Annotated in this window: 8 protein-coding genes, 1 tRNA gene and 1 pseudogene; 5 read left to right on the top strand and 5 right to left on the bottom strand. The window is 45.3% G+C overall.

Annotated features, from left to right (window positions below; translation table 11 throughout):
- Window positions 1-146 precede the first annotated feature (146 nt).
- Window positions 147-1,271, bottom strand: coding sequence for a branched-chain amino acid ABC transporter substrate-binding protein (locus LZ23_RS17045; protein WP_045216163.1), 1,125 nt, complete (start codon window positions 1,269-1,271; stop codon window positions 147-149).
- Between the two features lie 250 nt (window positions 1,272-1,521).
- The gene (locus LZ23_RS17040; protein ID WP_045216162.1) at window positions 1,522-2,007 is read right to left on the bottom strand and encodes a peptidylprolyl isomerase; all 486 of its coding nucleotides are present in this window, start codon (window positions 2,005-2,007) and stop codon (window positions 1,522-1,524) included.
- A gap of 342 nt (window positions 2,008-2,349) precedes the next feature.
- On the opposite strand from LZ23_RS17040, the gene LZ23_RS17035 reads away from it, so the two are divergent.
- The 3 genes from LZ23_RS17035 to LZ23_RS22905 all read left to right on the top strand — a co-directional run bounded on the left by LZ23_RS17035 (window position 2,350) and on the right by LZ23_RS22905 (window position 9,246).
- On the top strand, window positions 2,350-3,543 hold the full coding sequence (locus LZ23_RS17035) for an efflux RND transporter periplasmic adaptor subunit (protein ID WP_045216161.1): 1,194 nt from the start codon (window positions 2,350-2,352) through the stop codon (window positions 3,541-3,543).
- Between the two features lie 42 nt (window positions 3,544-3,585).
- The gene (locus tag LZ23_RS17030) at window positions 3,586-6,666 is read left to right on the top strand and encodes an efflux RND transporter permease subunit (RefSeq protein ID WP_045216160.1); all 3,081 of its coding nucleotides are present in this window, start codon (window positions 3,586-3,588) and stop codon (window positions 6,664-6,666) included.
- 273 nt (window positions 6,667-6,939) lie between these two features.
- On the top strand, window positions 6,940-9,246 hold the full coding sequence (locus tag LZ23_RS22905; RefSeq protein ID WP_052507475.1) for a PAS domain S-box protein: 2,307 nt from the start codon (window positions 6,940-6,942) through the stop codon (window positions 9,244-9,246).
- A gap of 340 nt (window positions 9,247-9,586) precedes the next feature.
- Here the strand turns inward: LZ23_RS22905 and LZ23_RS17020 are convergent, their stop codons facing one another.
- Window positions 9,587-9,910 carry an NfeD family protein gene (locus LZ23_RS17020; protein WP_198146035.1) on the bottom strand — a complete coding sequence of 108 codons (324 nt, stop codon included), beginning with the start codon at window positions 9,908-9,910 and terminating at the stop codon, window positions 9,587-9,589.
- A gap of 716 nt (window positions 9,911-10,626) precedes the next feature.
- Between LZ23_RS17020 and LZ23_RS17010 the strand changes: the two genes are divergently transcribed.
- Window positions 10,627-10,704: transfer RNA gene (locus LZ23_RS17010), tRNA-Arg, on the top strand.
- 437 nt (window positions 10,705-11,141) lie between these two features.
- Window positions 11,142-11,270 (top strand): annotated as a pseudogene (locus LZ23_RS25605) (HepT-like ribonuclease domain-containing protein); the annotation flags it as partial.
- 792 nt (window positions 11,271-12,062) lie between these two features.
- On the opposite strand, the gene LZ23_RS17005 reads toward LZ23_RS25605, so the two are convergent.
- Both LZ23_RS17005 and LZ23_RS17000 read right to left on the bottom strand, forming a co-directional pair.
- Window positions 12,063-13,181 (bottom strand): S1 family peptidase, encoded by a 1,119-nt coding sequence (locus LZ23_RS17005; RefSeq protein WP_045216155.1) that lies wholly within the window; start codon window positions 13,179-13,181, stop codon window positions 12,063-12,065.
- Window positions 13,182-13,503: 322 nt separating this feature from the next.
- Window positions 13,504-14,241 (bottom strand): class I SAM-dependent methyltransferase, encoded by a 738-nt coding sequence (locus LZ23_RS17000; protein ID WP_045216153.1) that lies wholly within the window; start codon window positions 14,239-14,241, stop codon window positions 13,504-13,506.
- Between the last annotated feature and the right edge of the window lie 8 nt (window positions 14,242-14,249).

Raw genomic sequence — 14,249 nt, 5'->3', positions numbered from 1 at the left:
GCCTTCAGCCTTCTTCCTTCCCGCCTTCAGCCTTCTTCCTTCCCGCCTTCAGCCTTCAGCCTTCAGCCTTCTTCCTTCCCGCCTTCCCCCTGCATCAGAATCAATAAAAAAGCGCGCCGGATAACCGACGCGCCTTATTTATTTAATTACTCCTGCATGATAAAGTTACCTTCTCCGTCAACTTTATACAGCCGATAGAGTTCACCTACCCTGTCACCATGCTGGTCAAAAGCAATGGTACCGGTAAGGCCTTCAATCTCTAAGTCATTATGCATGAAACCGGCAAGCTCATCCTTATCTACAGAACCGGTAGCCTTGATGGCTTCTGCGAGCACAAGAAATGCATCACCGGCAAGAACCGCCCAAATGGATCCTGGATTGGAGTCATACTTATTATTGAATGAAGTCAGAAAATTAACCGCCTGGGGAGTTTCCAAATCTTGAGGAACAGGTGGGCTTAAGAAATAAAAACCTTCAGCAGCAGAACGACCGGCAATGGCTACCAGATCAGGATTATTGGTGGCATCTCCTCCAATAAACGGTACATCCCAGTTCATCTCTGCCTTCTGCCTGAGAAGAAGGCCTGCTTCAGGAAAGTACCCGGTAAAAAGCACGACTTCCGGGCCAGCATTCCTAAGCCTGGACAGGATGGCGCTGTAATCACGCTCTCCTGGAGTTAGGGCATCAAAAAATACGATTTCCTTGTTTTCCTGCTCCAATAGTCCTCTGGTCTCATCTGCCAGACCGCGAGCATATGAAGTGCTGTCATGCAGAATGGCAACATTGTTGAATCCCATGGAAGAGATAGTTTCAGCCGCTACCCTGCCCTGTTCATCATCTCTTGGTGAAGTACGGAAAAAGTACTGCAGGCCTTTCTGGGTCAAGCGAATTGAAGTAGCTCCATTGGCCACTTGAATAATTCCAAAGTCATCATAAATATTCTGAGTAGCTTCTGTTATTGAAGAGCCATAAGTTCCAATAACAGCAATTACATCACGGGTTGCAAGACGGTTAGCCGCTGATACTGCAGTTCTTGGATCACCGCCGTCATCCTCCACAAGAATTCTGACCTGCTGTCCGTTTATTCCTCCGGCCGCATTCAAGTCTTCAGCCAGGAGCTGAACAATATCGCGCATGTCCTGACCTTCACTGGCCCAGGATCCGGTTAACGGACACATAAGGCCGATCCTGATTTCAGACCACGCATTGCCTGCTCCCAAAAGCAAAAAAATTGACAGGGAAAGAACCAACATCTTAATTCGCATCTTCATCTACTGCCTCCTTGAAACATAGACATAGTTGTAAAAGAGTAAGCCTGAGTCACTGTATTACCCTGAAAGAAAATACTTTTAACAAAATTGTAAACCATTTCATCAGGGCAACTGACTACTAATAGTTGAATTTTTTAATCAAATCAAGAATAAATCGTGGTCATTAATGCGATTACATTATTGAACATGATTGGCGATCATCTGAATTTCAGCATATGGATCAGTTCAAGGCCCTTCTCGGTGTTTTTTGTCATAAAAGCTCAATAGTTTTGATGATTACCGGTTCTTTGGGAACATCATCATGAAAACCCCATTTACCTGTCTCAACACTGGCTATCTTATCCACCACATCCATACCGTCATCAACCCGGGCAAAGACAGCATAGCCAAAATCCCTTTTTCCATGGTCAAGAAAAGCATTATCTGAAAGATTAATGAAAAACTGGCTTGTGGCACTGTCTACATCCTGGGTTCTGGCCATGGCCAGGGTTCCGCGCATATTGAGCAGACCATTTTTTGCCTCATTTTTGATGGGAGCATCAGTCTTTTTTTCAGACATATTGGTATTCATCCCTCCGCCCTGGATCATAAATCCAGGAATCACCCTGTGAAAGACTGTGTCATTATAAAATTCCTTTTCAATATAGTTGAGAAAATTTTCCACTGTCACTGGTGCCCTGTCAGCTTCAAGTTCAATAGTGATGTCTCCGAGTGTAGTCCTGATAGCAGCCTTCATAAATGTCTCCTCTTAAAAAAAATTTAACTGTTCACCACAATTATACGATCACATAAAATGTGATATGCCTGTCCTTATCTCAAAACCATGCACTTCACAAGAAGACATATCAAGCTTAAAGTGGGCCATGTCCGCAATAACTGAAGCCAGGCATTTTGGAATTTTCAGGCTGAAGGCTGATGCCGTTCACCGGCAAATAAAGAACTACTTTCGTATCTTTTCACCACATCATTGTAATTTTATGAACCCGGGTTTACATTAGTCTCAAAAAAGCTTATTTTCGAAATGCCATTGCAATTCTGCAGCAAAAAAAAAGCAAACTTTTAACTCTCAAAACTTTCAATGAAAAAAATTATTGCCATTTGTTTTATCCTGGCCTTAGCCGGGTTTACTGCCCATAAGTTATATAACGAGCTGTCTTCCACTGCCCTTCAACAGGACAGACAAAGAACTCCAGCGCAAGCCGTAAGCATAACCCCGGTAACAAGAGAAACTCTTCTGCACACGGCAGAACTGACAGGAACCCTTGTGCCTGAAAAGGAATTTATAGCCGCGCCCAAGGTCTCAGGCAGGCTGGAAAATCTTTATGTCAATATTGGTGATGTGGTTAGCAGAGGTGATCTTATTGCTCAATTAGACAGTGAGGAGTTCATGCTTCAGGTGCAGGGCGCCCAGGCAGACCTTGAGGTTTCCCAGGCCGCACTTGGTGAAAGCACCAGTGAGTTGCAAGTCGCAGAAAGAGAGCTCAACAGGGCGCGTCGACTTGTGGAGTCAGGCAGTCTTTCTCAGTCTGAATTTGATCAAATCCAGGCCAGTTACGATGTGCGAAATGCCAGGCATAAAGTGGCTCAGGCTCAGGTAAGGCAGAAACAGGCAGCCTTAGAAGCCGCAAAAGTCAGGCTTGCCTACACCAGTATTCGAGCTGCATGGAGTGGAGAATCCGACACCCGCATGGTAGGCAGAAGATTCGCCAGTGAAGGTGCCATGCTGCAGGCCAATGAGCCTATTGTATCAATAGTTTGCACCCGAAGCCTTCTCGCCGTGGTCAATGTAATCGAGCGAGACTTTCCCTATATTCAGGTTGGCCAGCAGGCAGTTGTCAATGCTCACGCCTATCCAGATAAAGATTATGTCGGCAGAGTTATACGATTTTCACCTGTTCTGGAGGAGTCTTCGAGACAGGGAAGGGTTGAAGTTCTTGTTCCCAATCCGGACAATATACTGGCACCGGGTATGTTTTCCAGAGTGCGCATTGAATTCCACAGACGTGAAGATGTGTTGACGGTTCCTCAGGAAGCCCTTGCAAGGCGCGATAATATACAGGGCGTATTTCTGGCGGACACTGATAATATGCGGGCCCGGTTTACCCCGGTTACAACCGGTCTTACCGACCGTAACCTTGTAGAGATTCGTGAGCCCGAACTTGAGGGCTATGTTGTGACTCTGGGACATCACCTTCTTGAAGATAATATGAATATTATCATTCCCGGCCTGGCCTCAGTAGACAATGCCGGCAATTCATCACAAAAAAATTAGCATGGAGTTATTGTCAATCCTTGCTCTGCTTGCTAAACTCTTATGAAAAATCTGATCAAATTCTCTGTTGGACGTCCGGTCTTTGTGACTATGGCCACGCTAATCGTTCTGATTCTGGGCGCAATCTCCCTGTCCAGAGTACCCATAGATCTAATGCCGGACATCACCTACCCTACCCTGAGCGTTCGCACCAGCTACTCCAATGCCGGTCCTGAAGAAGTTGAAACCCTTATTTCCAGGCCTTTAGAGAGAGCGTTCAGCGCTGTACCAGGGGTAGAACAGATATATTCCAGATCCACTGAAGGTCTTAGCGATATTCGCATCAGTTTTGCCTGGGGAACAGATCTCGACGCAGCAGCAAATGATTTGCGAGATCGTCTGGACAGGGTGGTCTCAAGCCTGCCAGAGGAAGCTGACCGGCCTTTTTTACGCAAGTTTGATCTGGCCAGCTTTCCAATTCTTATTCTTGGGGCATCCAGCCAGTTGGATCCCATTCAGACCAAACAGCTTATTGAGGATGAAGTCAGATACAGAGTTGAAAGAATTCCCGGAGTAGCTTCTCTTGATATTCGCGGAGGATTTGACCGGGAAATCCATGTCAATCTGATTCCAGGCCGCATCCAGGCTCTTGGGCTGCCTCTCGATGAAATAATTCGCAGGATAAGAGATGCCAATGTCAACCTTCCTGCAGGAATTCTGGAAAGCGGTGCTTATGAAATATCCATTCGAACTTTGGGAGAGTTCACCAATCTGCAGGAACTTGGCAACACAATAGTTGCCGTCCGTGACAATGCACCCGTCAGGCTCAGAGATATAGCTGACATAGAGGATTCCTGGGAAAGAATAACCAGGATTGTCCGGGTCAATGGTGAACCCGGGGTCCGTCTTGCTGTCAACAAACAGTCAGGAACCAATACCGTGGAAGTTGCCCAACAGGTCCTGGCGGCCATTGACCGGGTTAATGCTGACATCCCACAACTCAGAATAACCCCTATTATAGACACTTCACAGTATATACAACGTTCCATTTCCAACGTTACCAGCGCCCTGTTCTATGGTGGTTTTTTCGCCATCATAGTTCTGCTTTTTTTTCTCAGAAGTTTCCGGGGAACCGCCATTGTAGGCCTGGCCATTCCCATCGCCATTGTGGCTACTTTTATAATAATTTATTTTGGGGGTTTCACCATAAACCTTATGACTCTTGGCGGACTTGCGCTGGGAGTTGGCATGCTTGTGGACAACTCCATTGTGGTCCTGGAAAACATCCATCGTCACAGAGAGGGGGGAATGCCCCCTCCCCAGGCTGCCTTGAAAGGTGCCTCTGAAGTTGGTGCTGCCATTACAGCAAGCACTTTGACCACTCTTGCAGTGTTTTTACCTCTGATTTTTGTACGTGGAATGGCTGGCATAATGTTTTCCCAGCTTGCCTATGTTGTTGGCTTCTCTTTGCTTTGTTCCCTTGCCGTGGCCATGACTCTGGTTCCCATGCTTTCATCAAAATACTTGACTGACTTCAGCTCCAGGAAACGTCAGGATCCTTGCCTGTCCAACAGAATATATGCTTTCTCATGCGCGTTCTTTAAAAGTTTGGAGGAATCATATAAAATAACCCTGGATTTTTGTCTAAAACACAGAATAATGACCATTTTTCTGTCAGTCCTCTTATTGTTATCCAGCCTTATGCTCATACCATTTATTGGATCGGAAATGATGCCCCAGACAGATGAGGGTGAAGTAAGGGTCAATATTGAGATGGATGTGGGCTCAAAATTAGAACAGCTTGATCAAACAGCACTAAAAGTTGAAGAAATCATCCGCCGGGAAGTTCCGGAACTGGACAGCCTCATATCTTTCCTGGGCGGTGTGGGCTGGCGTTTCACAGGTTCTCACCTGGGAGAAGTCCGGCTCAGCTTAGTGGAACAGAACCAGCGAACCAGATCCAGTCAGGAAGTTGCTGCAGATTTGCGTCGCAAACTGAACAACATTCCCGGTGCTACCATACGAACCCGCGCTGGACAGGGATTATTCATCCTGCGCATCGGTACTTCTGACGGCGATCGAGTGGAAGTGGAAATAAGAGGATATGATCTTGAAACCGCTTCAGCCCTGGCTGAAGAAGTCCAGAAAATGGTAGAGCAGGTAGATGGTGTGGGAGACGTCAGAATAAGCCGGGAAAGTGGAGTACCTGAACAGGTCATCCTGGTTGACCGCAATAAGGCTGAGAGCATGGGGGTTAGCGTATCATCCGTAGGCGAGGCCATCAAAACAGTGCTGTCTGGAACCTCTGCTGGTCAGTTCCGAGATCAGGGCGATGAATACACCATCCTGGTCAAACTCAAAGATGCTGAATTATTACCTTTGAACCAACTGCTGGACATAACCATCACCGGACACAACGCAGTCCCTGTAGTTTTGCGCAATGTGGTGGAAGTAGAATCCAGGAAAGGGCCCATAAACATAGAGCGTAAAGATCAGGAAAGGATCATAACAGTTTCCACGGATTTGACCCATCGTGATTTAAGCTCTGTTATTGCTGACATCAGGGAACAGATTGCCATACTCCCCATACCGCGAGGTTTCAATATCACTTTTGGCGGTGACTATGAAGAGCAGCAGAAAGCCTTCAACGAACTGGCCGTGGGGCTTTTCCTGGCTCTTATCCTTGTCTACATGGTCATGGCCTGTCTGTACGAATCATTGCGCGACCCCTTCATTGTCATGTTTTCCGTACCTCTCGCCATTATCGGTGTGGTCCTCATGCTTTTTCTTACCAATACAACCTTTAATATCCAGTCCTACATCGGTTGTATAATGCTTGGAGGAATTCTGGTTAATAACGCCATTTTGCTGGTGGCTCAAACCAATATGGTCCGCCAGGAAGAAGGATATGAAATGTTTGCCGCCATCAAAGAAGTGGGCAGAAGAAGGCTCCGCCCCATCCTCATGACCGCCCTGACCACCATCTTCGGACTGATGCCCCTGGCCCTGGGAGTCGGCGAAGGCGGAGAGGCCCAGGCTCCCATGGCTCGGGCCATTATTGGCGGTCTGGCCAGCTCCACCCTCATAACTCTGGTCTTTGTTCCTGTTATGTATTCCTTTATTGCCAAAAAGGATGTTCATTAAAACATTGTGCATTCCTCCAACCTCTAACCCCCAGCTCCCGACCTCTGCCCTCCGACCTCTGACCTCCGACCTCTGACCCCTGACTTCTGACTGCAGACTTCTGACTGCTGACCTCTGACCTCTGCCCCCCGACCTCCGACCAGTCCGTACATATTTTCACCACAGCCATAGTGAAAAAAAAATCAAAAAATCATCAAAACAACCTTTACGGTTGTTTTCAACAGTTCCGATTTATGCTAATCAGGCAATAAAAAACTCTGAATCGGAGGCAAAATGCAGACTATAGACTTTGGCAAACGCCTCAAACTGCTGCGTTTAATTAAAGGTATGACTCAGGTTGAACTTGCTGATAAGGCAGGTGTTTCCCTTCAGTATCTCGGGAGAATTGAAAGAGGCATTTCATTCCCCTCATTTAAAATCATTACCTCAATCTGCAGTGCCCTTGAGATTGAGCCAGCAGCACTGTTTCTTTTCTCATCTTGTAATGACCAGGGCTTATCCGAAGATGATGTCGGTCCACTGAGCATCATAACACCTCTTGACTGGTCCAAATACATCACAGGCAAGGGTCTATGGATGACAGATATCTTGAGTAATCAACACTTCTGGTCTTTGGGGCTTTTCAAGATTATGGGTTATGAGCCATCATCAATTACTCCAAATCTCCAGGCTTTGAAATCAAGGTTATCTAGCGATCATAAGGAACCATTCACCAAACAGCTCAACAATGCCTTGAAAGGCAAATCCAGTCCAGGGCTGGAGTTTTATTTCTCAACAAAAAAAGGTTTGAGGCGCCTTGGCATCCAGCATATTGATTTTTTAACCAGCGAAACCGGAAAAGTATCTCAAGTTTTTGGAATCATCTTAGACATAACTGAAAGCAAAGCATTGGAGAAGTCCTTGATCGCAAATCAGCAACATTTAGAAAATTATGTTTTGGAAAAAACATGTGAGCTCTCAACTGCAGTTACCCAAATTGAAGCCGAATACTCCCGAGCTGAACAAGCCCAAAAGGATCTGGCCCAGAGCCTGGAGTACAGCAAGACCATTCTGGAAATGGTCAATGACGGAATAATTGTTCATGAAGGTCACACCTTGAAAATTATTGAGGCCAATCAGCGGGTCTGTGATATGTACGGGTATACCAGAGATGAAGTGCTTAAGCTCGATATCTCCCATCTCAGCTCTGGCGAGGATCCATACACTAAAGAAATACTCTTAGACCTCCTGGATTACGTCAGACAGAACAAGACTGCCACCATTGAGTGGCAGGCCAGAAAAAAAGACGGAAAAAAATTCTGGGTGGAGGTCAACTTAAGAAAGGGATATATTGGAGCTGAAGAAAGATTTTTTGCCAGCATCAGAGATATCAATAAACGCAAAACAGCCCAAAACAAACAAAAAGAATTGGAAGAAAAAGCAGCCATAACCAAACAGCAAAGACAGCTTGAAACCATTACCGGCAGCATCGCCCATGAATTCAGTAATCTTTTGCAGATAATTCAGCACAGCCTTGAGGGCTTTTCGCACATTAAAGACCTTCCTGATCAGGCTGACAAAAAAATCAACTCTGCCCGAAAGGCTATAAGCAGGGCAGCAAACCTTACCAGGAAAATGCTGAGTTATTCAGGAAGAGGCAAGTTCAGACCAGAGCTTGTAAATTTGAACCACATCATTGAAGATCACAAAGACAAGCTTGCCTTGCTCTGTAATTCATTTTGCAGGCTGAAATTTGACATGCAGAACTCCCTTCCCCTGATCATGGCCGATCACGACTTGATTGTTCAGGCTGTCAAAGCCATGGTGGGCAACTCCTGCGAAGCCATCAATACCCCCCAAAGCACAATTCATATCAGGACCGGTCACAAGTATTTCAGCCAACTGGACCTGGCTAAGATGAATTCCACAGACCATGTCAGTGAAGGACATTACACCTACTTAGAAATAGAAGATTCAGGTGAAGGCATGGAAGAAAGTACCCTGATAAGGATTTTTGATCCTTTCTTTTCCACAAGAACGATTGGCAGAGGCCTTGGTATGTCTGCTGTTATGACTGCCATTCACAGGCACAATGGAGCAATAGATGTCAAGAGTATACCTGGAAAAGGAACTATGATCAGAGTACTTTTTCCAGCATGGATGGAGCACTCTGAAAATCAAAAAATAAAAGAACAAAAACAAAACCCGCAGATCGACCTTAACAGACTGGGCGCAATTCTGATTGTTGATGATGAAGAGCTTATTCGAGATGTTTGCGGAGAACTTCTTCAGGATGCCGGGTTTGATGTTTTATTTGCAGCTGATGGAATCGAAGCCATTGACACCTACAGGCAGAATTCTGGCAAAATATCGTGCGTCATTCTTGACCTGACCATGCCAAGAATGAATGGAATTGAAGCATATCAAAAATTGTGCGAGATCGACCCCAGGGTAAAAGTCATAATATCAAGCGGATACAACCCCGCCGACAAACTGCCTGAAACTGAAGGAAAAATTATGGGGTACTTACAAAAGCCTTATTCATTCAAAAAACTGCTTCAAGAACTGCACAAAGTTCTGGAAATGGGGCTTGACAATTAAAGCTCAATGGATTGACCCTACACTATAAACCCATAAAGCCTGTTTATTGAGACAATATTTGTGCCAATTCGAAAAAATAAAATTGTCACAAATAGTTGCAGTGTCAACCATATCAGTGACTTACCGCTGCAAGCCTGTAAAAAAAACAAGAAAATTTTTAGGTGCATTACACATCTCTAAAAAATTATAAAATAAAAACTGTTGGTTATATCATTTGTGTTAAAAAATCTGTTTATGATGGCTTGGCATAGTGATTGCTTCAAATTAAACTTTCAGAAATACTTTATGCTCCAACACTTTAGAAACCGACAAGAGCAATAACTTACAACATCCCATATTTTCAACCGTCAGTCTTTGACTCAGACCTCACTTCCAGAGTCAAACCCTTATTTCCCAGGATCTTTACTGATTGTCCAGTGTCTATGGTTGTCTTGTCAACATTCACAGCCTGCCATATTTCACCCCTGACACTCACCTGTCCCACCGGATCAAGCCTGCTTATAACTTTTGCCTCAGAACCATGCAGTCTGGCAATGACATCCTGAGTGCTGGAACTCAGTGCTTTCCGGTAGAATCTATAAAACAAAGCATCCTTGATTACCCAGGCACTCATAATTCCCAATGCTGTTGTTCCTGATATCCACCCCTTCTCCCAGGCAAACATAACTATAATTCCCAAAAATAAAAAGCCTGGTACTTGCAGTAAAGTATAAACAACCGGTGCCCGCATACTATTCCTTAATGTAACCCCAAAGCTGGCTTTATCCAAAACCCAACTGAAACATGGACCATTAGTCTGGGTGATAACTTGAATCTTCAGGCTGAAGGCTGACTACTCAAAGCTCAAGACTGAAGGTTGAAGGTTGACGACTCAAGGCTGAAGAGGGTTTCAGCAGTAAGCGCCTGAATCCAGCTTGATCACGAGTATTACTGATCCATTTTTCTTAGTCCTGCCTGTTAATCAAATCCAAAACCTCAACGCTGTCTTTTTCATATCTGATCATCAGACGATGATAAAGGGTACTTTTTATTCTGTAAATGTAGGAAAATCTTTCCAAACGCCTGATTATGCGTAAGGTCTCCTGGTCATGTGATGCAAAACCTGCTAACGCTTTGAACGCTTTGGGAACAATACTTGCAGAATCTTGCGGCTCCAGCCACTCCTTCAAAACGTGACTTGAGCCACAAAATAGAGGTTTTCCCAGGCTGGAACTTAGGAACAAGAGCAAAAAGCAGCACCCTAATGCTCTCACCCGGCTAACTGAGCAAAGCTGTACATGCCAAATTTTCACCATTTCGTTACAGTGTAAAGCAAAAAACTCATTCATTTTTCATGTTGACAGCAATAAGAAGAATAAATAATAGTTTCTCTTTGCTATTGCCCCCGTAGCTCAGTAGGATAGAGCACAGGATTCCTAATCCTGGTTTGCCCAAGTTCGAATCTTGGCGGGGGCACCACCAACAAAAGCTTACCTGGCACACTCTGCAATTGATCAAATTACTTGTAAGCTCCTCACCCGGGCGGCCCAAGACCGAGCCTGCGAGTAACTAAAAAACCAGCCTTAGCACGTTAGAGATTGCCGCGCTCGAAGACTCGCTCGCAATGACACCTGAGCTGTCAGGGATGTAGTTGCTGAAAACCTGTCACCCACGAGGGGGCCTAAGCGACCGAAGCAATCTATATGGTAAAACCATAATGCTCTGAATTTATTACCTATACGATTGTAGTTACTTAGAAAAAGCACATAGTAAGCATCAGGATTTTTTTTTACTGGTAAGCAATCTGCTTAGATAAGGGGAGTTCTGACGGGTATCCACACACTCAGTCAACCGGATAAGCAGGTATCACCGGAACGTGTCAGTGAAAATGAGACATATATTAAAAAACCCGGAATGCTGTTATACGCAATCTGGAAATCATTGGTGAGGCAACCAAAAACCTTAGCACAGAAGCTCGCTTGCGCTGTAGCGATGTACCCTGGAAAAGTATGGCTGGCATCAGAGATAAACTTATTCACGACTAATGACGAAGTTGAGCCATTTTTAAGAGCGATTTAGAGCTGAAAAATCGCTTGCAGAATGAGTTGTTATGGTTGACTATGGATAGAAGACGACCAGCTTCAAAATTTTTTCTAAAGTCCTTGTCAAGGCAGGCATTTTATGAGTTTACCCCCCCGGAAGGTGGTCTAAGAGGTCTTCAATCGCCCTTGGCGATGGCTAATGCAATCTGCGGCTTCCGGTATAATTGCTTACTCTGACCATCCAGTTAATCCTGTCTTATGCGGGCTGTGCCCACAACCCAATTTAAACAAGAATAGTTAAGTTGGGGCGATAACCTTGCTTTTCAGACTGAAGGCTGAAGAATAAGGATCTTGGGCATCATTGCTCTTTCAAGGTTAAACAAATTCTTGTTTTTTTCTACAGACAGAAACGGTAAGTTACTAAAAACTCTTGTTTTTTGTAACAGGCTTTCAACGGTTAGTCACTGAACAGTAACGGCATATCGATATTTTGAACATCCCTAAACCTGGCCTTAAGTAAGGTTTTTGTGCCTTGCAGCATGTTTTTTCTGAAGTTCTTGAGCAGTTACCACTGTTGCATAACTGCCTTCTGAAAAGCCTATATGTCTGTCCATTCCAGTGCTGATTATGGAATAACTTAGCCATTTTTTTAGGAAATCAGGCCTGCTGGAAGCAGGCCCCACTATCATCTAAGACCTAACAAGCATCTGCTCCGAAGAGGCCTCTTTATTTGCCCGTATTTTCAGTCTTAAGGGTTGCGGGAATAATCCGCGGTAAAACAAGAGGCCTTAAAGATTAATATCCGGCATTTTCTGCCAGAGGAAGCCATTCATCAATAGTCCCTACAGGCAGAAATTCGTTGTCACTAAGTGGTCCGATATAAAAAATAAACCCGTGACTTAAAGCCAGGCAGGCCTGCTTATAATCATAGCAGCGATAGTGGACAGGTATATCTTCCATTCCCAGAATCTCTGACTCTGCCCCGACAGGACCGAAAATTTCCGGATAAGAACTTTCCAGATAATCATAAACCCTATGGCCGTCTAACATATCTCCGATCCAGTAGGAAAATTCCGAGACCCTTGTATACACGCCATAAGCCCCCTGGGCTGCATCTCCAAAACCCCAGCTGACCAGCCCTGACAGTATCCACTGACCTGCATCATCCTGAATCATGAAGGGACCGCCAGAATCGCCTTCTCCAGAATCTTTAAGCTCATAAAGGTATCCGGCTGTGAACATGGTTCTGCGCATGATTTCAATTTCTTCCTCAGTAATATCATCAGGATCTATCCCTTGATGCTCTATTGCGTAATCAAACATAACCTGTATGCCTTCTTCATCATCAATCACTGGCAGTTCAACCTGCAAAAGGATGTCAGACTCTGAGAATTCATCGTCCGGATCAGTATTTCCCCAGCCGATTACAGTGCCCATACTGCCCGGTGCCAGTATATCCACAGGTGCATCCCGGCCTATTACCGGTATTGTCTGTTGATAAGACGGTCTTGATAGTTTTAAAAGTGAAATATCAGATGAAACAAAATCTTCATCATAAAATGGAAAGTCATACCACCTGTCGACCGCTATTACCTCTCCTTCGGAGGTAGTTAGATCGTGACGATCAAGTATGACAGTGATTTCCTCAGCTTCTTCAGTACAGTGGGCGGCAGTAATCACCCATTCAGGGCTTATGAGGGATCCCCCGCACGTTAAATGATACCCTTCATCATCTACAATTTCCAGATAAGCTATCCAGGGCCAGGCATCGCGGGGCGCTTTTTCACCCCCGATAATCTTCACAAGTGAATTGTTTCCAGCCTGTATCTGATTACCCCCTGTCAGAATTAACATACAGGCAAGAACCAAAAAAGCTAAACACACTGCCAGTCTGCCAAAGAATTTACCTTTCATAAGAACCTCCATTCAGGTTAAAATATTAAAACAGGATTTTGCAAAAAGTTTGTATTTATTCACCATGCTGTGAGGACAGCCTGTATCCTGATTGGTTTTCAGTTGCTGCAAACCCACAGCATGAGCCCATAAGTCAAAACCAGTAATATATTCAAGTCGCCGAGAGTCCTTCTTCATATCCTTGACCAACTTTAGACAGATAGGCGAAGAAATAATTTTCCGGTCCTGGCGAATATTTCACAAAGAACAGAATGTATCCCGTCAAGTCCATCAATCTGAACCGAGAGCCTGTCTGAAAGTGAAAAATTGGCTTGTTCGGCATTCACCCTGTCTTGACGCACGCGAACACAGTGTATTCATCCTCTCCCAGATCATACCGTCCCTCATGCACCTCGAAACCTGTTTCGCGCAGTACTTGTCTCCAAGTGTTTAGAGCGAATAACCCCATGGTCCAGTGATCCGTCTCAATCCGAAGGCGTCCGTGGTCGCGAATAAGATACAGAATGGTTGTTTCGTAATGCTCATCCGTGGGGTCAGGGTCATAAACGTTCTCGACGAAGACAACATCCAGTCCGTCTCGCGTGACCGGAGTTGTGGTGGTCCTGTTCTGCTGGAATGTTTCGGTTGTCACGTCCGGAGTAGCGACCAGAATGCCACCAGGCTTAAGGTGGGCATAAGCGGTGCAAAACGCTGCCTCGAAGTCAGTCATGCAACTCATGTATGATATCGCATCGTCCATCAGCACTGCGTCAAAAACCCGCCCCAGTCTGCACGTCCGCATATCGCCCTGGACGAACGTACACTCAGGATTGAGCTGTTTCGCCTGTTCAAGCATGGTGGAACTGAGATCGATACCGGTGACATTGAATTCCTGTTTAAGATTAAGGACGTTCTTTCCGCCCCCACATCCAATATCCAGCAAGGTGACTGCGGGACGCCTGGCGAATCGGCGTATTATGCCTGTAACGTGACGGCAGTAGTGCGCGTACTCAGCGGCGGCATCGCCCCACATCGGCCACAACCAGGCCAGGTCTGTGTATAAACGGTTAGTGTCTTTCATTTCGCATC

Origin of the sequence: Desulfonatronovibrio magnus, from assembly GCF_000934755.1 — a bacterium.
Lineage (GTDB): Bacteria > Desulfobacterota > Desulfovibrionia > Desulfovibrionales > Desulfonatronovibrionaceae > Desulfonatronovibrio > Desulfonatronovibrio magnus.
Note: the sequence above shows the minus strand (reverse complement) of the source record. Positions and strands in the feature narration are given on the sequence as shown.